The sequence below is a fragment of the Streptomyces sp. Je 1-369 genome (genome assembly GCF_026810505.1).
In the GTDB taxonomy this organism is placed as follows: Bacteria; Actinomycetota; Actinomycetes; order Streptomycetales; family Streptomycetaceae; genus Streptomyces.
Genome location: NZ_CP101750.1, coordinates 2411466 through 2431653 on the forward strand (window position 1 = coordinate 2411466; position 20188 = coordinate 2431653).

Sequence of the window (20188 nt, forward strand, 5' to 3'; positions counted from 1 at the left end):
CTCAACGTAGTCGTCGGCATTCGGCAAGACCGTATTAGACATCGCACTCACAGCTGACTCACGATGTGGATCAGGATGTAGACGATGATCATCAGTACGAAGAAGGACAGGTCGAGCGCCACGCCCCCGAGACGCAGCGGCGGAATGAACCGCCGCAGGAGCTTGAGCGGTGGATCAGTGACAGTGTAGGTGGCCTCCAGAACGACCACCATCGGCTTGCCTGGTTGCCATGAGCGGGCGAACTGGAAGACGTAGTCCATGACCAGCCGGAAGATCAGCACGATGAGGAAGCACATCAGCGCGACATAAAGCACCTGCACGACCACGCTCATGTTCGCGGTTCCCTCTCCCCTGTTACTCGTACTTCGTCGTTCCGGTACTGCGTCTACGGCAACTACTGCATCACTGCGTCTCAGCTCTGGTTGAAGAACCCGCCCTCTGCGATGCGAGCCTTGTCCTCCGCCGTTACATCGACGTTAGCAGGCGACAACAGGAACACCTTCTGCGTCACTCGCTCAATGCTGCCATGCAGGCCGAAGACCAGACCGGCGGCAAAGTCGACAAGTCGCTTCGCGTCCGTGTCGTCCATCTCCGTCAGATTCATGATCACCGGAGTGCCTTCACGGAAGTGTTCCCCGATGGTACGGGCCTCGTTGTAGGTCCGGGGGTGCAATGTGGTGATGCGGTAGGGCTCCCGCTCGGACACGACCTTGGGCATGATCACCGGTGCGTTCTTCTCCAGGCTCTGGCGTTCAGGTGTGATGGATGCCACGGGGGCGATTCGTGCCGGACGTCCGGATTCCGCGGCTGGCGAAGCGGAATGGGGCGCCGGCTCGCGCGGGGCGGGCGGCTGCACCACTCGTACCGATTCGTCCCTTTGCGACTGGTGGGACTGGTGCGACTGATGCGACGGTTCGTGCCTCCTGCGGTCACGCTCGGGCTCCGGCTCGGGTTCGAACTCGTCATCGGGGTCGAACCCCGGACCGTCGTACCCATCGTCCTCCACGAGGCCGAGGTAGACCGCCATCTTGCGCATCGCGCCGGCCATGCTCTGAGTCCTCCGCTCTGTGGTGGATCGGCTGTCGTCACCAACTGCTCGCGATCCACGAGGTATCCCCGCCCAACAGCGAGAATGACCATATTTTCTGCTGTGGTCCGACTTCTTGGCGACGTTACCCGAGCCCGGGTCGGACTCCGAGTACCGCCGTTCCGACGCGCACATGTGTCGCCCCGGCCGCAACAGCCTGTTCGAGGTCCGCACTCATCCCTGCCGACACCATGTTCGCAGCAGGATGAGCCGCGCGCATGAGGGTTGAGAATTCCATCAACCGCTCGAACGCCGCCTGTTGCCGGCCCGCGTACGGTCCGGTGAGCGGCGCCACGGTCATCAGACCGTCGAGCCGCAGCCCCGGCGCCCCGGCCACGAGGCCGGACAACTCTTCGATTCCGCCCGGGCCCACGCCCCCGCGCTCGCCCCGCCCGTTCTCCTCCGCGTCGAGCGCGACCTGGATCAGACAGCCGAGCTCGCGCTCCGCGCGCACCGCGGCCGCCGACAGAGCTGTGACGAGCTTGGGACGATCGACGGACTGCACCACATCGGCATAACCGACCACGGAACGGACCTTATTGGTCTGCAACTGACCCACGAAGTGCCAGGTGAGAGGGAGGTCCGCGCACTCCGCCGCCTTCGGCGCCGCGTCCTGGTCACGGTTCTCCGCGACGTGCCGCACACCGAGTTCGGAGAGAATCCGCACATCGCTCGCGGGATAGGTCTTCGTGACCACGATCAGGGTCACTTCTTCCCGCTTGCGCATCGCCGCGGCGCACGCCGCGGCGATGCGCTCCTCGACCTGCGCGAGATTCGCTGCGAGTTGGGACTTTCGCTCCGTCATGCCCTATCAGTCCAGCCAGACATAGCCCGCGAGACGACCGGTGGTCCGGTCGCGGCGGTACGAGAAATGGTCACCGGATTCCAGGGTGCACACCGGCGACTGCTCCCGGTCGCACACCCCGAGCCGCTCGAGCTGCGCGTGCACCCCGGCGGTCACGTCGACCGCGGGCGTGCCCCAGCTCGTCTCGGCGTGCGCCGCGGGTTCGACCGCGGCGGCGTCGGCGCGCATCGCCTCCGGCACTTCGTAACAGCGCCCGCAGACCGCGGGGCCGGTGCGGGCGACGATGCGGCCGGGCTCCGCGCCGAGTTCCACCATGGCCTCGACGGTGGCGGGAACGACGCCCGCCAGCATGCCGGGACGGCCCGCGTGCGCCGCGGCCGCGACACCGGCGACGGGGTCGGCGAGCAGGACGGGCGTGCAGTCGGCGGTGAGGACCGCGAGGGCGAGGCCCCTGCGGGCGGTCACCACCGCGTCGACGGCCGGGATGTCGGCGTCGGGTCCCCAGGGACCCTCGACCACCGCGACATCACGGCCGTGCACCTGGTTCATCCAGACGACGCGGACCGGATCGAGGTCGAGGGACTTGGCGGCGAGCGCGCGGTTGGTGCGCACGGCCTCGGGGTCGTCCCCGACCGCGCCGCCCAGGTTGAGCTCTTCGTACGGAACGGCGCTCACCCCGCCCCACCTGTCGGTGAAGGCGAAGTGCGCGCCGCTCACGGTGCTGTGCGTGCTTATCACTTCAAGAAGTCCGGCACGTCCAGCTCCTCGGCCTGGCTGTCCTGGTAGGGACGGGCCGGCGGAACCTGCGGCGGGGCCGAGGGCGCGGACGGGGCCTCGCTCACCGCGGCCGACTCCGCGGGCTCCGGGGCGGCGGGCTCGTCGCGCGGGGTGACGGAGCCGAGGCCGCCGAAGGCCGGGCGGGACGATTCGGCAGGGCGGGCGGGCGTCGCGGGCTCTTCCCGCTTGGCCTGGCCGGATGAAGCCGAACCGAGGACGGTGTCGCGCTTCGACGGCGGCTGGCCGCCGTCGAAGCCCGCCGCGATGACGGTGACCCTGACCTCGTCGCCGAGCGCGTCGTCGATGACCGCGCCGAAGATGATGTTGGCCTCGGGGTGCGCGGCCTCGCTGACCAGCTGGGCCGCTTCGTTGATCTCGAAGAGGCCGAGGTCCGAACCGCCGGAGATGGAGAGCAGCACCCCGCGGGCGCCGTCGATGGACGCCTCCAGGAGCGGCGAGGAGATCGCCATCTCGGCGGCGGCCACCGCGCGGTCGTCGCCGCGGGCCGAGCCGATGCCCATGAGCGCCGAACCGGCCTCGGACATGACCGACTTGACGTCGGCGAAGTCGAGGTTGATCAGGCCGGGCGTGGTGATGAGGTCGGTGATGCCCTGGACACCGGAGAGCAGGACCTGGTCCGCCGACTTGAAGGCGTCGAGGACGGAGACCTGCCGGTCCGAGATGGACAGGAGCCGGTCGTTGGGGATGACGATGAGGGTGTCGACCTCTTCGCGCAGCTCCGCGATGCCGTCCTCGGCCTGGTTGGCGCGGCGGCGGCCCTCGAAGGTGAAGGGCCGGGTGACCACGCCGATGGTGAGGGCGCCGAGCGAGCGCGCGATGTTGGCGACGACGGGTGCGCCGCCGGTGCCGGTGCCACCGCCTTCGCCGGCGGTGACGAAGACCATGTCGGCCCCCTTGAGGACCTCCTCGATCTCCTCGCGGTGGTCCTCTGCGGCCTTGCGGCCGACGGCCGGGTTGGCGCCGGCGCCGAGTCCGCGGGTGAGTTCACGGCCCACGTCGAGCTTGACGTCGGCGTCGCTCATCAACAGGGCTTGCGCGTCGGTGTTGATGGCGATGAACTCGACGCCCTTGAGACCGACCTCGATCATCCGGTTGATGGCATTGACACCACCGCCGCCGACACCGATGACTTTGATGACTGCGAGGTAGTTCTGCGGTGCTGCCACGTCGAAGGCCTCTCGCCTCGAGTTACGTGTCGCCGTTTCGCATGGATGCGATACGGCGACTGATGCCGAATGGGACGGTCCGAACGCCGACCCGAACCCTAACGCTGAAGTTTAGGGTTACCAGTGTGTCTGTTCCTTGGACTCTTCCGAACAGGACACTAAGTCGACAAGTGGCGCACGTTCAACGAACACGCCGAACCTCCCGTTTTTCTTTTCACCCTATGTGATCAGCCGTAGCGCTGCCGAACCAGGGTGCTGGCCTGCGACGATATGCGTCAACTGCCCGACGATGCGGGGGCGGTGGGGACGCTCACGTCGAAGTGCCCTGCCTTGGGTGCCGCTTTCATGAGCGCGGTGAGGGTAGTGGCCTTGGAACGCCCCTTCTCGCCGCTGCCCCACTCGACGGTGCGCCCGCCCTTCAGCTCCAGGGAGATGGAGTCGTACGAACGGACCTTGACGTTCCGGGTATCGCGGGCGACCCCTTCGGGCAGGTCACCGGCGACCCGGACCGCCTCGCGCAGCAGCCGGTCGGCGCCGAAGCGGCGCAGGCTGGCCGCCGCACTGTCCCGGTCCACCCGCATTTCGAGCTTCGGGACTCCCCCCGGCGCGCGTCCGACCGTGGCGAATCGCACTCCCTTGGCGTCCACTTCGACGAACTTTCCGCCCTTTTCGATGAGGAGAACCGGCTTGCGTTCCGTCACTTTGAGTCCGATTCCGTGCGGCCAGGAGCGGACGACGTCAACCGAGTCAATTCGGGGCAATTTTGAGCGCAGCCGGTCTTCGAGCGCATCCGTATCGACCGAAATCAGTGGTGCCCCGACGGGGGCGTCGGCCGCCTCGCGGACTTCTTCGGGCGTCAGGACGCGGGTTCCCGACGTCTTCACGTGTTCGAGACGCAGCCATGGCGAGCCGTAGAGCATCCAGACCGCCCCGGCGCCGAACAGCACGGCGAGCACCGACATGATGATCACAGTGCGCGAACGCGGCAGCCGGAGGCGGCGGATGCGCTGCGGGCGGGGCGGGCCGGACTTCTTCTGCTGCCGTTCGGCGGTGGTCGGTCCGGCCACGGTCCCCTGCCTTCTCACGCGTTGCGGCGTGACGCAATCGCCTCGTACACCATGCCGACGAGCAGCTCGTCGGCGTCCCTGCGGCCGAACTCCGAGGCCGCGCGGGACATCTCGTACAGCCGGTGCGGGTCGGCGAGGACGGGCAGGACGTTGCCCTGGACCCACTCGGGCGTCAGTTCCGCGTCGTCGACCAGCAGTCCGCCGCCGGCCTTGACCACCGGCTGGGCGTTGAGCCGCTGTTCGCCGTTGCCGATCGGCAGCGGGACGTAGGCGGCGGGGAGCCCGACGGCGGAGAGTTCGGCCACGGTCATCGCGCCCGCGCGGCAGAGCATCATGTCGGCCGCGGCGTACGCGAGGTCCATCCGGTCCACGTACGGTACCGGGATGTAGGGGGGCATCCCCGGCATCTGCTGTACCTGCGGCAATTCGTTCTTCGGGCCGACCGCGTGCAGGATCTGGATGCCCGCGCGCTGCAGGACCGGAGCGATCTGCTGGACGACCTCGTTGAGCCGCCGGGCGCCCTGCGAGCCGCCGGAGACGAGCAGTGTCGGCAGGTTGGGGTCGAGACCGAAGGCGGCGCGCGCCTCCGGGCGGACCCTGGCCCGGTCCAGCGTGGCGATGGTGTGCCGCAACGGAATGCCAATGTAGCGGGAGTTGCGCAGCTTGCTGTCGGGCGTGGCGACGGCCACCCCGGAGGCGTATCGCGAACCGATCTTGTTGGCGAGGCCGGGGCGCGCGTTGGCCTCGTGCACCACGATCGGCGTCCCGGTCCGCTTGGCCGCGAGGTAGCCGGGCAGGGCCACGTAGCCGCCGAAGCCGACGACGCAGTCCGCCTTGGTGCGCTCCAGGATCTGCTCGGCCGCCTTGATGGTGCCGCGCAGCCGCCCCGGGACGGTGATCAGTTCAGGGGTTGGCTTGCGCGGCAGCGGGACGGCCGGGATCAGCGCGAGTTCGTAGCCCCGCTCGGGTACGAGTCGGGTCTCGAGTCCACGCTCCGTGCCCAGGGCCGTGATGCCCACGGTCGGGTCCTGCCTCCGCAGGGCGTCCGCGAGGGCGAGCGCGGGCTCGATGTGGCCGGCGGTCCCCCCGCCGGCGAGTACGACATGCACCGAAATTCACCGCTCTCCGGACGAACGCGCCTTGACGCGCCGTCGCATCGTGTTCCATCTCACCCGAGGTTGCCGCATGGCCAGGGCCGCCTTCGCCGCCGGATCCGACCGCGCGAAGGCGATGAGGAGTCCGATGGCGAACATGGTCGGCAGCAGGGCCGAACCCCCGTAGGAGAACAGCGGGAGCGGGACACCGGCGATCGGCAGCAGACCGAGCACCGCACCGACGTTGATCACGGCCTGCGCCGTGATCCAGGTGGTCACGCCTCCCGCGGCATACCGTACGAAGGGGTCCTCCGTGCGTCCGGCCACGCGGATACCCGCATAGCCTAGAGCCGCGAACAGGGCGAGCACCGACAGTGTCCCTGCCAGGCCGAGTTCCTCCCCGGTGATGGCGAAGATGAAGTCGGTGTGCGGTTCAGGCAGTTGACCCCATTTTTCCACACTCGCGCCGAGTCCGGAACCGAAGAATCCACCGGAGGCCAGGGCGTAGATGCCGTGCACGGCCTGCCAGCACTGGTCGCCGGGGCCCGGATCCGTGGCGCCGATGCAGCCGAGCCTCGCCATGCGGTTGGGGCTGGTCTTGATGAGGATCACACCGAGGACCGCCGCGATGCTGAGCACCCCCGCGAAGAGGCGGGTGGGCGCTCCGGCGAGCCAGAGCAGGCCGAAGAGGATCGCGGTGAGGATGATCGCCGTGCCCATGTCGCCGCCGAGCATGATGAGTCCGAGCAGCATGAAGGCGACGGGGACGAGCGGCACCAGCATGTGTTTCCACTGGGCGAGGAGCCGCTTGTCGTGCTTGCGCGCGAGCAGGTCGGCGCCCCACAGGACCAGGGCGAGCTTGCCGAACTCGCTGGGCTGGAGCTGGAACGGGCCGCCGAGGTAGATCCAGTTCTGGTTGCCGTTGACGCTGCGCCCTATGCCCGGGATCTGTACGAGGGCCATCAGGAAGACGGTCACCGCGAGGATCGGGTAGGCGAGCGCCCGGTGCAGTTTGATCGGCATCCGCATGGCGACCAGGAGCAGGATCGTGCCGAGCACGGCCGCCACGAACTGCTTGCGGAAGAAGTACGAGGCGGGCAGGTTCAGCTGCAGCGCCTGGATCATCGAGGCCGAGTAGACCATCACCAGGCCGAGCACGGTGATCAGCAGGCTGCTGCCGAAGATCAGGTAGTACGCCGTGAGCGGCCTGTCCCAGGCCTTGCGCGCCCTGTTGTAGAGCCGCCTCGGCCCGCTCTCGCCCGGGGGCTGGGTGGCTCCCCTGGCGCGTACCGGAGCCGGTCGCCTTGCGACCCGCACGGAAGACCTGGCCACGTTCCCCTCCCAAGGGTGTGCCCGGCGCCCCGCCGGGCGGTAAGCCCGGTCAGGCGCTCGTGGAGCCGAGCTCGCGGACGGCGTCCGCGAACGCTTCACCACGCTTGTTGTAGTTGGTGAACATGTCCATCGACGCGCAGGCCGGAGCCATCAGCACGGTGTCCCCCGGCTGGGCCAGCTCTGCCGCCCGGCGTACCGCCTCGGACATCGCCCCAGTGTCGGTCCGGTCGAGGTCGACGACCGGGACCTCGGGCGCGTGTCGCGCGAGGGCTTCGCGGATCAGCTCGCGGTCGGCGCCGATGAGGACGGCGCCGCGCAGCCGCTTCGCCGCGTTCTCGACGAGTTCGTCGAAGGTGGCGCCCTTGGCGAGGCCGCCCGCGATCCAGACGATCGACTCGTACGCCGCCAACGACGCCTCGGCGGCGTGGGTGTTGGTGGCCTTGGAGTCGTCGACGTACGCCACGCCCTCGACGTCGGCGACGTGCTCGATGCGGTGGGCGTCCGGGCGGAAGGCCCGCAGGCCGTCGCGGACGGCCGTCGCCTGGACGCCGAAGGCGCGGGCGAGGGCGGCCGCGGCCAGCGCGTTGGCGATGTTGTGCGGCGCGGGCGGCTGGACGTCGGAGATCTCGGCGAGCTCCTGGGCCTGCTTCTGGCGGTCCGGCACGAAGGCACGGTCGACCAGGATGCCGTCCACGACGCCCAGTTGCGAGGGCGCGGGCGCATTCAGCGTGAAACCGATGGCGCGGCAGCCCTCTTCGACGTCGGCCTCGCGGACCAGGTCCTCGGTGGCCCGGTCGGCGACGTTGTAGACGCAGGCGATCGTGTTGCCCTCGTAGATACGCCCCTTGTCGGCGCTGTACGCCTCCATGGAGCCGTGCCAGTCCAGGTGGTCCGGCGCGAGGTTGAGGACCGCCGCGGAGTGGGCGCGCAGCGAGGGCGCCCAGTGCAGCTGGTACGAGGAGAGCTCGACGGCGAGCACGTCGTACGCGTCGTCGCCCTCCAGGATCACGTCCACGATCGGGGTGCCGATGTTGCCGACGGCCGCCGTGCGCAGGCCGCCCGCCGTCAGGATCGAGGCGAGCATCTGGGTGGTCGTGGTCTTGCCGTTGGTGCCCGTGATGGCGAGCCAGGGTGCCGCGTCGGGGCCGCGCAGGCGCCAGGCGATCTCGACGTCGCCGATGACGTCCACGCCCGCGTCCGCGGCCGCCGCGAACAGCGGCGAGGAGGGCTTCCAGCCGGGCGAGGTGACCACCAGGTCGGTGCCCGCGGGGAGCGTCTGTGCGTCTCCGAGCCGTACGGAGATGCCCTCGCCCTCCAGGGAGGCGGCACGTTCCTGGTGCGCCTCTCCGGAGCCACCGTCCACGACGGTGACCGTCGCGCCGAGGCCGGCCAGGGCGCGGGCGGCGCTGATGCCGCTCACGCCGAGACCGGCGACGGTGATGTTCTTGCCCTGCCACTCGGACACAGTGGTCACTTTTCGGCTGCCCATCCCGCGTAGAAGAGTCCGAGACCGACGATCACGCACATGCCCTGGATGATCCAGAAGCGGACCACCACAAGGACCTCGGACCACCCCTTGAGTTCGAAGTGGTGCTGGAGTGGCGCCATCCGGAAGACGCGCTTGCCGGTGAGCTTGAACGAGCCGACCTGGATGACGACCGACATGGTGATCATCACGAAGAGGCCGCCGAGGAGCGCGAGGAGCAGCTCCGTGCGGGAGCAGATCGCGAGGCCGGCGAGCGCGCCGCCGAGGGCCAGGGAGCCGGTGTCGCCCATGAAGATCTTGGCGGGCGAGGTGTTCCACCACAGGAAGCCGAAGCAGGCGCCCATGAGTGCGGAGGCGACCACCGCGAGGTCGAGGGGGTCCCGTACCTCGAAGCACGCCTGGGGGTTGGTCAGGGTGACCGCGTTGGCGCAGGACTCCTGGTACTGCCAGACACCGATGAAGGTGTAGGCGCCGAAGACCATCACGGAGGCGCCGGTGGCGAGGCCGTCCAGACCGTCGGTGAGGTTCACGCCGTTCGACATCGCGAGGATCATGAACAGCGCCCAGACCACGAACAGGACCGGGCCGATCGACCAGCCGAAGTCCGTGACGAACGACAGCTTGGTGGAGGCCGGGGTCTGGTTGCGGTTGTCCGGCCAGTTCAGCGCGAGCACGGCGAAGCCGATGCCGACGATCAGCTGACCGGCCATCTTCGCCTTGGCGCGCAGACCGAGCGAGCGCTGCTTGACGATCTTGATGTAGTCGTCGAGGAAGCCGACGAGGCCCATGCCCGCCATCAGGAAGAGCACCAGGAGGCCGGAGAGCGTCGTCTCCGTGCCGGTGATGACCTTCGTGAGGAAGTAGGCGATGAGCGTGGCCAGGATGAAGGCGATACCACCCATGGTCGGCGTACCGCGCTTGCTGTGGTGCTCGCGCGGGCCGTCGTCCCGGATGAACTGGCCGTAGCCCTTGCGGGCCAGGAGCTTGATCAGCAGCGGGGTACCGACCAGGGTCAGGAAGAGCCCGATCACACCCGCGAAGAGGATCTGCCTCATCGGCCGGAGACCTGCCCCTCAGAAGACACCGCGGCGTCGTCGAGAAGCGCCGTGGCGACCTTCTCGAGACCGACCGATCTGGACGCCTTCACCAGTACGACGTCTCCTGCGCGCAGCTCGCTGCGCAGCAGGTCGATCGCCGCCTGTGCGTCGGACACGTGCACCGACTCCTCACCCCACGAACCCTCGTTGTATGCGCCCAGTTGGAGCCAGGACGCTTCCCTGCCCCCGACTGCCACGAGCTTGCTCACGTTGAGCCGGACGGCAAGGCGTCCGACCGCGTCGTGCTCGGCGAGCCCCTCGTCCCCGAGCTCGGCCATGTGGCCGAGCACCGCCCACGTACGACGCCCCTTGCCCATGGCCACGAGCGCGCGCAGGGCGGCTCGCATGGACTCGGGGTTCGCGTTGTAGGCGTCGTTGACGACCGTCACGCCGTCGGGGCGCTCGGTGACCTCCATCCGCCAGCGGGACAGCGTGCCCGCCTCGGAGAGCGCGAGGGCGATCTCGTCCACGGACATGCCCAGCTCATGGGCGACGGCGGCCGCGGCAAGCGCGTTCGACACGTGGTGCTCACCGTACAGCCGCAAGGTCACGTCGCTGCACCCGGAGGGTGTGTGCAGCGTAAAAGCAGGCTGTCCGTTCTCTGTGAGCCGGACATTTTCCGCCCGTACGTCGGCGTCGTCGGACTCCCCGAAGAGGAGGACGCGTGCCTTCGTGCGGGAAGCCATGGCGCGGACGAGCGGGTCGTCGGCGTTGAGGATCGCGGCCCCGTCCGCGGGCAGCGACTCCACCAGCTCACCCTTCGCGACCGCGATCTGCTCGCGGCCGCCGAACTCGCCGATGTGGGCGGTGCCGACGTTCAGGACGAGCCCGATCTTCGGCGGGGTGAGACCGGCGAGGTACCGGATGTGGCCGATTCCGCGCGCTCCCATCTCGAGGACGAGGAAGCGCGTCTCGTCGGTGGCGCTGAGCGCGGTCAGCGGCAGGCCGATCTCGTTGTTGAGCGAGCCCGGCGTGAAGACCGTGGGCGCCTTGCGCTGGAGCACCTGCGCGAGGAGGTCCTTGGAGCTGGTCTTGCCGACCGATCCGGTCAGCGCCACCAGCGTGGCGCCGAGCCGCTCCACGACGTGGCGCGCGAGGGCTCCGAGGGCCGCCTGCACATCGTCGACGACGACGGCGGGCACGCCGACGGGCCGCGAGGCGAGCACGGCGACCGCGCCCGCCGCGACCACGTCGGCCGCGTAGTCGTGGCCGTCGACGCGCTCGCCGACGAAGGCGACGAAGAGGCTGCCGGGCTCCACCTCACGGGAGTCCCGGACGACGGGTCCTGTGACCTGGACGGCCGGATCCGGTATGTCGTACGTCTGCCCGCCGACGACGGTGGCGATCTCGGCGAGGGAGAGGGCGATCACAACTTCATCCCTGGGTTTGCTGGATAGCTTCGCGAAGCACCTGGCGGTCGTCGAAGGGACGCACCACCCCGGCGATGTCCTGTCCCTGCTCGTGGCCCTTGCCCGCGACCAGGACGGTGTCGCCCGGCCTGGCGCGGACGACGGCGGCACGGATGGCGGCGGCCCGGTCCTCGAAGACGGCGACGTCGCCGCGCTCGTGGGCCGGCACGTCGGCGGCGCCGGCGAGCATCGTGGCGAGGATCGCGAGGGGGTCCTCGCCACGCGGGTTGTCCGACGTCAGTACGGCGGTGTCGGCGAGGCGGGCCGCGGCCGCGCCCATCGGCATCCGCTTGGTCTTGTCGCGGTCGCCGCCGCAGCCGAGCACGATGTGCAGCTTGCCCTCGGTGACCTTGCGCAGGGCGCGCAGGACCGATTCGACGGCGTCCGTCTTGTGGGCGTAGTCGACGACGGCGAGGTAGGGCTGGCCGGCGTCGATGCGCTCCAGGCGGCCGGGGACGCCGGGCACCGCGGCGACGCCGTCGGCGGCCTGCTGCGGGTCGAGCCCGGCGACGGCCAGCGAGACGATCGCGGCGAGGGTGTTGGCGACGTTGAAGGGGCCCGCGAGCGGCGACTTGGCGTTGATGCGCTCGCCCTTGGGTCCGACGGCGACGAACGTCGAGTCGAGCGGCCCGACCTCGACGTCCTCGGCGCGCCAGTCGGCGTCGGGGTGGCCCTCGGCGGAGAAGGTGGTGACGGGCACCTCCGACTCGGTGATGAGCCTGCGCCCGTACTCGTCGTCGAAGTTGACCACGCCGACGCGCGAGCGGTGCTTGGTGAACAGCTGCGCCTTGGCCTGGAAGTAGTCCTCCATGCCGGAGTGGAACTCCATGTGCTCCGGGCTGAGGTTGTTGAAGACGGCGACGTCGAAGACGCAGCCGTCCACCCGGCCGAGCACCAGCGCGTGGCTGGAGACCTCCATGGCGACCGCCTCGACGCCGCGTTCGCGCATCACCGCGAACAGCGCCTGGAGGTCGGTGGCTTCGGGGGTCGTGCGCTCCGACTTGATGCGCTCGTCGCCGATGCGCATCTCGACCGTGCCGATGAGACCGGTCGAGCGCACGCCCTTGAGGCCGCCCTCGATGAGGTACGCGGTCGTGGTCTTGCCGGACGTGCCGGTGATGCCGATCTGCAGCAGGTCGCGTCCTGGGTGGCCGTAGACCGTCGCCGCGAGCTCGCCCATGCTGCCGCGCGGGTCGTCGACGGCCAGGACCGGCAGGCCGGTGGCGGCCGCGCGTTCGGCGCCCGTCGGGTCGGTGAGCACCGCGGCGGCGCCGAGGTCGGCGGCCTGCGCGACGAAGTCGGCGCCGTGCATGCGGGCGCCGGGCAGCGCGGCGTAGATGTCGCCGGGACGGACGGCGCGCGAGTCGTGCGTGATGCCCGTGATCTGCGCGCTGCCCGGGTCGGCGAGGCCCAGCTGGCCCGCGAGCTCGGTCAGCGAGGCCGGTGAGACCCGGTCCGGCCGCGGCGGTCCCGGATATGTCACGGGAGCGCCCTTCTGGGTGGTTTGGGACTGATCAGCGTGTGGCACGGCGGTGAGCGTACCGGGCGTACCCCTCTCGGAGCGAAGTGAGGGGCGTGCCGGGGGGCGGTTCCCCGGGTCGGGGGTGATCGTTGTCACGGGTGGTTCCTGGTCGGTCTCAGGGCTTGAAGGTCACCGGCAGACGGGCCGGGCCGCTTCCGGTGGGCGGGACTTGGAGCGTCTTGAGGGCGAACTCCATGACCTCCTTGTAGATGGGGCCGCAGATCTGGCCGCCGAAGTAGCTGCCCTTGGTGGCGTTCTGGATGGCGCAGTAGACGGTGACGCGCGGTTTGTCGGCGGGCGCGAAGCCGGCGAACGACGAGGTGTAGCCCTTGTAGCGGCCGGTCTCCGGATCGACCCGGTTGGCCGTACCGGTCTTGCCCGCGACGCGGTAGCCGGGGATGCGCGCCTTGGTGCCGGTGCCCTCCTCGTCGTCGACGACGGACTCCAGCATCTGCGCCACGGTCTTCGCGGTCTTCTCGCTGACGACGCGGTTCTTCTTCGGCCTGGGCGCGGGCGTGAAGCGGCCGTCGGGACCCTTCGTGCCGCGCACCAGGGTGGGTTCGACGCGTACGCCTCCGTTGGCGATGGTCGAGTAGACGGAGGCGGCCTGCATGGCGTTGAGGGAGAAGCCCTGGCCGAAGGGGATCGTGAACTGCTGCGAGGTGGACCACTTGGCGGGGCGCGCGAGGATGCCGGACGTCTCGCCGGGGAAGTCGAGCCCGGATTCCTTGCCGAGGCCGAACTTGCGCAGGTACGAGTAGAGGACCTTGTTGACGTCCTTCTGTGTCCTGCCCAGCTCCCCGGTGGCGAGGATCGTGCCGATGTTGGACGACTTGGCGAGGACGCCGTTGAGCGTCAGGTGCCAGGTGGGGTGGTCGATGTCGTCCTGGAAGAGGCGGTCGCCGCGGTGCAGCCGGTTGGGCACCGTCACGCGCGTGCCGGGGGTGGCCACCTTCTCCTCGAGGACGGCGGCCATCGACATGACCTTGGCGGTGGAACCCGGTTCGAAGGCGTCCTGGAGGGCGGCGTTGCCGAGGGCCGCGCCGTTGGCCTGCGAGAGGTCGTTCGGGTCGAAGCCGGGGGCGTTGGCCATGGCGAGGACCTCGCCGGTCCGGGTGTCCTGCACTATCACGTAGCCCCGGTCGGCCCTGGACTTCTTGACCTGCTCGCTGATGGCGTTCTGCGCGGCCCACTGGATGTCGCGGTCGATGGTGAGCTCGACGTCGGAGCCGGGCACGGCGGGCGTCTCCGTGGAGCCCGCGGTCGGCACCTGGCGGCCACCGGACTGCGCGTAGCGGATCTTGCCGTCCTCGCCCGCCAGCTGCTTGTCGAGCTGCGCCTCCAGGCCGCCCGCGCCCTTGCCGTCGGAGTTGACCCAGCCCAGTATCCCGGCGCCCAGCTCGTCGTTCGGATAGACCCGCTTGCTGCTGGGGTCGGCCAGGACGCCGGCCAGGACGTTCGGGGAGGCCGGGTCGGCGCCCGCCCGCTCGGCGAGCGCGCCGCGCAGGTCCTTGATCTGCTTCCACACCTGGGGTGTCTGGCGGCGGGCGAGCAGGACGTAGCGCGTGTCGGGGGTCTTGAGCTTCTTGGTGAGCTCGGCGGTGTCCTTGCCGAGGATGGGGGCCAGGAGCGCGGCGGCCTGTTCGGGCGCGTCCTTGGTCTTGGCCTCCTTCGGCGCGAAGAGCGTGGGGTCGGCCGTGATGTCGTACGCGTCGACGCTGGCGGCCATCTCGACGCCGCCGCGGTCGGTGATCCGCCCGCGCTCGGCGGTGAGGGTGTGGGTGAAGTAGCGGTTCTTCTCGGCCTTGGCGGCGTACGCGCTCGCGTCGACGGCCTGCACCTGGAGAAGCCGTACGACGAAGGCCAGCATCACCAGCGTGAGTCCGAGGCTGACCATGCGCAGGCGCGGCCGGGGGCTGCCCAGGCGGATGGTGCGGGCCTTGCCCTTTCCCTTGGCGGCGGGGCGGCGGGCGGCGGGGCGGCCGCCCTGGGCAGGTCGGCGGGGCGCGCCGGGCCGTGCGGGCCTGACGGGCTTCGCCGGTCCTGGCACCCGGCGCCGCGGGGGTTCCCTGTCGGACACTTGCGTCACCTGCCGGAGGTCGTCGTGGGCCGGGGAGTCGTGGGGGCCTGGGCAGCGTGGCTGTCGGCGGGCTGCGCGGGCGGCGGTGGGGCGGCCGGGTCCGGGGCCGCGGAGGACGGCGGGGGCGTGGCCGGGAGGGAGACGGTGGCGGCGGGGGACGCGACCTCCTGCGGGCGGGGCGCGGGGTACGACAGCGAGGAGGGGCGGGCCGCGGTGCCGGGGACGCCGCGGACGGTGCCGTCGGGGTTCAGGAAGGCCGGGTCGCCGCCGGGGACCATGCCGAGCTCCTGGGCGCGGCGCTGCAGGGCGTCGGGGGCCGCGTAGCCGTCGACCTCGCGCTGGAGCTCCTGTTCCTCCTCGGTGAGGTCCTTGGTCTCCTTCTTCAGCTCGCTCAGCTGGAACGAGCCCTCGTTGAGGGAGGAGTTCAGGATGAGCAGCGCGATCAGGCCACCGCCGAGGAGCAGGACCACGAGGAGCACGAAGGGGGTCCGTGCGGCCTGGCTCGGGCCCTGGGGCAGCAGCCGCGCGAGGCGGGCGGCCCTCCCCCGCAGCTCGGGCTTCTTGCTCATGGAGCCTCCTCGCGGCCTCTGATCAGGGGTTCTGCGCGGGCAGCGGCTATCCGACGTCTTCGCGGATGCGCTGGGCGCCCCGCAGCCGGGCCGGTGCCGCCCTGCGGTTCTCGGCGATCTCTTCCTCGGTGGGGAGTTCGGCACCCCGGGTCAGGAGCTTGAGCCGTGGCTGGTAGCGCTCGGGTACGACGGGCAGGCCGGGCGGCGCGGTCGTCGCGGCGCCGGCCGCGAGCACCTGCTTGACGAGGCGGTCCTCCAGCGACTGGTACGACAGGACGGCGATCCTGCCGCCGACGGCGAGCGACTTCACCGCGGCGGGGACGGCCTGCTCCAGGACGCTCAGCTCGCCGTTGACCTCGATGCGCAGGGCCTGGAAGGTGCGCTTGGCGGGGTTGCCGCCGGTGCGCTTGGCGGCCTGCGGCAGGGAGTCGCGGATGAGTTCGACGAGTCGGGCGCTGTTGCTGAACGGCTCCTTCTCGCGCTCGCGCACCACGGCGCTCACGATGCGCTTGGCCTGCTTCTCCTCGCCGTACGCCCGCAGGATCCGCACCAGTTCGCCCGGCGCGTAGGTGTTGAGCACCTCGGCGGCGCTGACTCCGGTGGTCTGGTCCATGCGCATGTCGAGGGGGGCGTCCTGGGCGTACGCGAAGCCGCGGTCCGCCTCGTCGAGCTGCATGGAGGAGACGCCGAGGTCGAAGAGGACGCCCTGGACGCGTGGGATGCCGAGGCGGTCGAGTACGTCGGGGAGTTCGTCGTAGACCGCGTGGACCAGGGTGGCCCGGTCGCCGTAGGGGGCGAGGCGTTCGCCGGACAGGCGCAGCGCTTCCTTGTCGCGGTCCAGGGCGACGAGGCGGGCGGAGGGGAAGGTGGTGAGGAGGGCCTCGCTGTGGCCGCCGAGGCCCAGGGTGCAGTCGACGACGACGGCGCCCGGCTCGGCGAGCGCGGGGGCCAGCATGTCCAGGCATCGCTGAAGCATCACCGGGACGTGTCGGCTGTTGTCGCTCAAGGGGCCCTCTCAGGTCCGGCGCGGCGTGCGTACGCACCGCCGGGTCCCCACCCGCTCCGTGAAGGGGAATGGACTGCTGGCGCCGGGGAAGTGGCGTCAGCCGACCGGGAGCGGGAGGAGGCCGAGCCGTACGTACGCGCCGCGCACGTGGGGGGATTCTGGGAATCCCCGGGATGTGCGGTCCAGTGGGGAGCAGGTCACGTCTCCCGCTTCGCGTCACTTTAGTCCACCGTGTCTCGCGGTCAATCAACCGGCCTGCGCGTCGCGCACGGGTCGCGGGCGGGGGTCTCGAACCGGCTGGTTCACCCGTTCAGCTGCATCTTCGGGACCCCCTGTGGGTTAGCTCACAACAAGAGTCTTTGACGTTCTTTGTCCCTCCTCACAGCGGGCCCGGACGATCAGCGCGCATTAACGTCGTAGCCATGTCGACTTCCGCAGCCTCCCCGGACCGCACGCCCGACACGACCGGCGCCATAGCCGTCGGAGGCGTCACCGACCGCCTCGTCGAAGCCAACGGGAAGTACGCCTCCCGGTTCACCGACCCCGGCATGGACGCGCGGCCCGTCCTCCAGGTCGCCGTCGTCGCGTGCATGGACGCCCGTCTCGACCTGCACGGCGCCCTCGGTCTCGACCTCGGTGACTGCCACACCATCCGCAACGCGGGCGGCGTGGTCACCGACGACGTCATCCGCTCCCTGACCATCAGCCAGCGCGCGCTCGGCACCCGCAGCGTCGTGCTGATCCACCACACCACCTGCGGCCTGGAGTCCCTCACCGAGGAGTTCCGGCACGACCTGGAGATGGAGGTCGGACAGCGCCCCGCCTGGGCGGTGGAGGCCTTCCGGGACGTGGACCAGGACGTACGGCAGTCGATGGAGCGGGTGCGGACCTCGCCGTTCCTGCTGCACACCGACGACGTCCGGGGCTTTGTCTTCGACGTGAAGACGGGTCTGCTGCGGGAGATCGACCCTGCGTGACCGACAAGGGGCGTGACTGACAAAGGGCCGCAAGGCCCGACAATTCGCCGCCAGTTATCCACAGGCGAGTGACACGACCCGGTATGCCCAACAACAATGCGGGGGTGGCATCACGCGGAACCATTCCCGCGTGCTGCCGATGAATTCTGGGTGGACCGGGTCGTGCGCGCGAGCGTCCGGCCCGGACATGGGGTATCCCCTGCTCCTCGTGAGCTCGGGGAAGGGCCGAGGAGGGCCGGGTGACGACCTATGACGATCGAGCGAGCCTCACAGATCTGACCACGACCGCGGAGCGTGTCCGCAGGTCGGTGGAGGGTGTGATCGAGGGCAAGCCAGAGGTCGTACGGCTTTCGCTGACTGTGCTCCTGGCGGAGGGGCACCTGCTCATCGAGGATGTGCCGGGCGTGGGCAAGACCATGCTCGCCAAGGCACTCGCGCGGTCCATCGACTGTTCCGTGCGGCGGATCCAGTTCACGCCGGACCTGCTGCCGTCGGACATCACCGGGGTGTCCATCTTCGACCAGCAGCGCAGGGATTTCGAGTTCAAACCGGGCGCGATCTTCGCGCAGATCGTGATCGGCGACGAGATCAACCGCGCGTCTCCGAAGACGCAGTCCGCGCTCCTGGAGTCCATGGAGGAGCGCCAGGTCACCATCGACGGGCAGACGTACGAACTGCCGAGTCCTTTCATGGTGGTGGCCACGCAGAACCCCGTCGAGATGGAGGGGACCTATCCCCTGCCCGAGGCGCAGCGCGACCGCTTCATGGCGCGCGTCTCGATCGGCTATCCGGCGCCGGAGGCCGAGTTGCAGATGCTCGACGTCCACGGCGGTGTCTCACCCCTGGACGACCTCCAGCCGGTGGCGCACGCGCACGAGATCGTGAAGCTCATCGACGCGGTGCGCACGGTCCACGTGGCCGAGCCCGTGCGGAGGTACGCGGTGGACCTGGTCTCCGCGACCCGCAACCACCCGGACCTCAGACTTGGGGCGTCCCCGCGCGCGACGCTGCACCTGCTGCGCGCCGCCAAGGCCTCCGCCGCCCTGAGCGGCCGTGAGTTCGCCCTCCCGGACGACGTGCAGGCCCTGGCCGTCGCGGTCCTCGCGCACCGCCTGCTGCCCACGGCACAGGCCCAGTTGAACCGGCGCACGGCCGAATCCGTCGTCCTGGAGATCCTGCAGCACACCCCGGTGCCCGCCGCGGCGCAGCCGGCTCCGAACGCCTACTTCAACCAGCAGCCGCCCGGCGCCCGGAGGCTGTGATGACGGCCGGGGGGAGGCCGGCGGGCCCCGCCGAGGGCGAGAAGGGCGGGGTGCGCACGGCTCTCGCGGGACTGACCACCCGCGGCCGTTCCTTCCTCGCGGCCGGTGTCGCCGCCGCCATCTGCGCCTATGTTCTGGGCCAGAGCGACCTGCTGCGCGTCGGGCTGCTGCTCGCCGTGCTGCCCCTGGTGTGCGCCACCGTCCTGTTCCGCACCCGGTACCGCGTGGCGGGCAGCCGCAGGCTGTCCCCCGCGCGCGTGCCGGCCGGTTCGGAGGCCCGCGTCCATCTGCGGATGGACAACGTCTCGCGGCTGCCCACCGGGCTCCTGATGCTCCAGGACCGGGTGCCGTACGTGCTGGGGCCGCGACCCCGGTTCGTGCTCGACCGCGTCGAGGCGGGCGGGCGGCGCGAGGTGTCCTACCGCGTCCGCTCCGACCTGCGGGGCCGCTACCCGCTGGGCCCGCTGCAGCTGCGCCTGACGGACCCGTTCGGCATGTGCGAGCTGACGCGTTCCTTCTCGACGTACGACACCCTGACGGTCATCCCGCGCGTGGAGGCGCTGCCTCCGGTGCGGCTCACCGGTGAGGCGAAGGGGTACGGCGACGGGCGCAACCGCTCGCTTGCCCTGGCCGGCGAGGACGACGTCATCCCGCGCGGCTACCGGCACGGCGACGACCTGCGCCGGGTCCACTGGCGCTCCACGGCGCGCTACGGCGAGTTGATGGTGCGCCGCGAGGAGCAGCCGCAGCGCGCCCGTTGCACGGTGCTCCTTGACACCCGGGCCGCCGGGTTCCGGGGCGCTGGACCGGACTCGGCCTTCGAGTGGGCGGTGTCGGGCACGGCGTCGACCCTGGTGCACATGCTCGAACGGGGCTTCTCGGTGCGTCTGCTCACCGACACGGGCGCCTCGGTGCCGGGTGAGGGCTCGGACGGCTTCGCGGGGGCCAGCCAGGAGTCGGCGGACGCGGCCGGACTGATGATGGACACGCTCGCGGTGGTCGACCACTCGGACGGTGCGGGGCTCTCGCGGGCGTACGACGTGCTGCGCGGCGGGAACGAAGGCCTCCTCGTCGCCTTCCTCGGCGACCTGGCGGAGGAGCAGGCCGCGGTGGTCGCCAAGATGCGCCGACGCAGCGGCTCCGCGGTCGCGTTCGTGCTGGACAGCGCGGCGTGGGCGCAGGGTCCCGGCGCTCTGCCGTCCGGTGCCGGTGAGGCGCGCGTGCAGATGCTCCGCGAGGCGGGGTGGGCGGCGCTGATGGTGCCGCCCGGGGTGGGCTTCGCGGACCTGTGGCGGCAGGCGGACCACGCCCGCGCGGCCGCGGGGCCCGCGGCCGCCGCGGGCACGACCGGGGGTTGGGCATGAACGGCCGGGGCCGTTGGACCGTGAAAGACAGTGTCGTGAGGGTCAGTGACGTGGGGGTCAGGGACGT

At 70.4% G+C, this 20188-nt stretch carries 18 protein-coding genes; 3 read left to right on the forward strand and 15 right to left on the reverse strand.

Annotated elements, in window-relative coordinates:
* Positions 1–47: 47 nt before the first annotated feature.
* The 15 genes from NOO62_RS11035 to rsmH all read right to left on the reverse strand — a co-directional run bounded on the left by NOO62_RS11035 (position 48) and on the right by rsmH (position 16518).
* Positions 48–332 (reverse strand): YggT family protein, encoded by a 285-nt coding sequence (locus NOO62_RS11035; RefSeq protein WP_268770703.1) that lies wholly within the window; start codon positions 330–332, stop codon positions 48–50.
* 80 nt (positions 333–412) lie between these two features.
* On the reverse strand, positions 413–1048 hold the full coding sequence (locus NOO62_RS11040) for a cell division protein SepF (RefSeq protein ID WP_268770704.1): 636 nt from the start codon (positions 1046–1048) through the stop codon (positions 413–415).
* Between the two features lie 124 nt (positions 1049–1172).
* Complete coding sequence (locus NOO62_RS11045) at positions 1173–1892, reverse strand: YggS family pyridoxal phosphate-dependent enzyme (protein ID WP_268770705.1); 720 nt, start codon at positions 1890–1892, stop codon at positions 1173–1175.
* A 6-nt stretch (positions 1893–1898) separates the two neighbouring features.
* Positions 1899–2609 (reverse strand): peptidoglycan editing factor PgeF, encoded by a 711-nt coding sequence (pgeF, locus tag NOO62_RS11050; RefSeq protein ID WP_268770706.1) that lies wholly within the window; start codon positions 2607–2609, stop codon positions 1899–1901.
* A gap of 17 nt (positions 2610–2626) precedes the next feature.
* Complete coding sequence (gene ftsZ, locus NOO62_RS11055) at positions 2627–3856, reverse strand: cell division protein FtsZ (protein WP_268770707.1); 1230 nt, start codon at positions 3854–3856, stop codon at positions 2627–2629.
* Between the two features lie 275 nt (positions 3857–4131).
* The gene (locus NOO62_RS11060; RefSeq protein WP_268770708.1) at positions 4132–4923 is read right to left on the reverse strand and encodes a cell division protein FtsQ/DivIB; all 792 of its coding nucleotides are present in this window, start codon (positions 4921–4923) and stop codon (positions 4132–4134) included.
* 14 nt (positions 4924–4937) lie between these two features.
* A complete protein-coding gene (gene murG, locus NOO62_RS11065; RefSeq protein ID WP_268770709.1) occupies positions 4938–6032 on the reverse strand; it encodes an undecaprenyldiphospho-muramoylpentapeptide beta-N-acetylglucosaminyltransferase in 1095 nt (364 codons plus the stop codon).
* 6 nt (positions 6033–6038) lie between these two features.
* Entirely contained in the window at positions 6039–7334 is a 1296-nt protein-coding gene (ftsW, locus tag NOO62_RS11070) for a putative lipid II flippase FtsW (protein WP_414930983.1), read from the reverse strand.
* A gap of 64 nt (positions 7335–7398) precedes the next feature.
* Positions 7399–8814: a UDP-N-acetylmuramoyl-L-alanine--D-glutamate ligase gene (gene murD / locus NOO62_RS11075; protein ID WP_268775566.1), complete on the reverse strand. Its 1416-nt coding sequence runs from the start codon at positions 8812–8814 to the stop codon at positions 7399–7401.
* Between the two features lie 5 nt (positions 8815–8819).
* A complete protein-coding gene (gene mraY / locus NOO62_RS11080; protein ID WP_055565239.1) occupies positions 8820–9890 on the reverse strand; it encodes a phospho-N-acetylmuramoyl-pentapeptide-transferase in 1071 nt (356 codons plus the stop codon).
* Positions 9887–11302 (reverse strand): UDP-N-acetylmuramoyl-tripeptide--D-alanyl-D-alanine ligase, encoded by a 1416-nt coding sequence (locus NOO62_RS11085; RefSeq protein ID WP_268770711.1) that lies wholly within the window; start codon positions 11300–11302, stop codon positions 9887–9889. Before NOO62_RS11085 ends, mraY begins: the two co-directional genes overlap by 4 nt.
* Positions 11303–11306: 4 nt before the next feature.
* A complete protein-coding gene (locus NOO62_RS11090) occupies positions 11307–12959 on the reverse strand; it encodes a UDP-N-acetylmuramoyl-L-alanyl-D-glutamate--2,6-diaminopimelate ligase (RefSeq protein ID WP_268770712.1) in 1653 nt (550 codons plus the stop codon).
* 19 nt (positions 12960–12978) lie between these two features.
* Positions 12979–14943 (reverse strand): peptidoglycan D,D-transpeptidase FtsI family protein, encoded by a 1965-nt coding sequence (locus NOO62_RS11095; RefSeq protein WP_321170566.1) that lies wholly within the window; start codon positions 14941–14943, stop codon positions 12979–12981.
* A 5-nt stretch (positions 14944–14948) separates the two neighbouring features.
* Positions 14949–15512, reverse strand: coding sequence for a septum formation initiator family protein (locus tag NOO62_RS11100; protein ID WP_268770714.1), 564 nt, complete (start codon positions 15510–15512; stop codon positions 14949–14951).
* Positions 15513–15558: 46 nt separating this feature from the next.
* Complete coding sequence (gene rsmH / locus NOO62_RS11105; protein WP_268770715.1) at positions 15559–16518, reverse strand: 16S rRNA (cytosine(1402)-N(4))-methyltransferase RsmH; 960 nt, start codon at positions 16516–16518, stop codon at positions 15559–15561.
* 422 nt (positions 16519–16940) lie between these two features.
* Between rsmH and NOO62_RS11110 the strand changes: the two genes are divergently transcribed.
* From NOO62_RS11110 to NOO62_RS11120, 3 genes are all read left to right on the forward strand, one after another.
* A complete protein-coding gene (locus NOO62_RS11110) occupies positions 16941–17495 on the forward strand; it encodes a beta-class carbonic anhydrase (RefSeq protein ID WP_268770716.1) in 555 nt (184 codons plus the stop codon).
* Positions 17496–17734: 239 nt separating this feature from the next.
* The gene (locus NOO62_RS11115) at positions 17735–18757 is read left to right on the forward strand and encodes an AAA family ATPase (protein WP_268770717.1); all 1023 of its coding nucleotides are present in this window, start codon (positions 17735–17737) and stop codon (positions 18755–18757) included.
* The gene (locus tag NOO62_RS11120; protein ID WP_268770718.1) at positions 18757–20121 is read left to right on the forward strand and encodes a DUF58 domain-containing protein; all 1365 of its coding nucleotides are present in this window, start codon (positions 18757–18759) and stop codon (positions 20119–20121) included. Before NOO62_RS11115 ends, NOO62_RS11120 begins: the two co-directional genes overlap by 1 nt.
* Positions 20122–20188: the final 67 nt, after the last annotated feature.

Bases quoted from the DNA above. Each gene is read 5' to 3' on its own strand.
- NOO62_RS11040 (WP_268770704.1), bottom strand. From the start codon at position 1,048: ATGGCCGGCGCGATGCGCAAGATGGCGGTCTACCTCGGCCTCGTGGAG.
- NOO62_RS11035 (WP_268770703.1), bottom strand. From the start codon at position 332: ATGAGCGTGGTCGTGCAGGTGCTTTATGTCGCGCTGATGTGCTTCCTC.
- NOO62_RS11100 (WP_268770714.1), bottom strand. From the start codon at position 15,512: ATGAGCAAGAAGCCCGAGCTGCGGGGGAGGGCCGCCCGCCTCGCGCGG.
- mraY (WP_055565239.1), bottom strand. From the start codon at position 9,890: ATGAGGCAGATCCTCTTCGCGGGTGTGATCGGGCTCTTCCTGACCCTG.
- NOO62_RS11120 (WP_268770718.1), top strand. From the start codon at position 18,757: ATGACGGCCGGGGGGAGGCCGGCGGGCCCCGCCGAGGGCGAGAAGGGC.
- NOO62_RS11045 (WP_268770705.1), bottom strand. From the start codon at position 1,892: ATGACGGAGCGAAAGTCCCAACTCGCAGCGAATCTCGCGCAGGTCGAG.
- NOO62_RS11110 (WP_268770716.1), top strand. From the start codon at position 16,941: ATGTCGACTTCCGCAGCCTCCCCGGACCGCACGCCCGACACGACCGGC.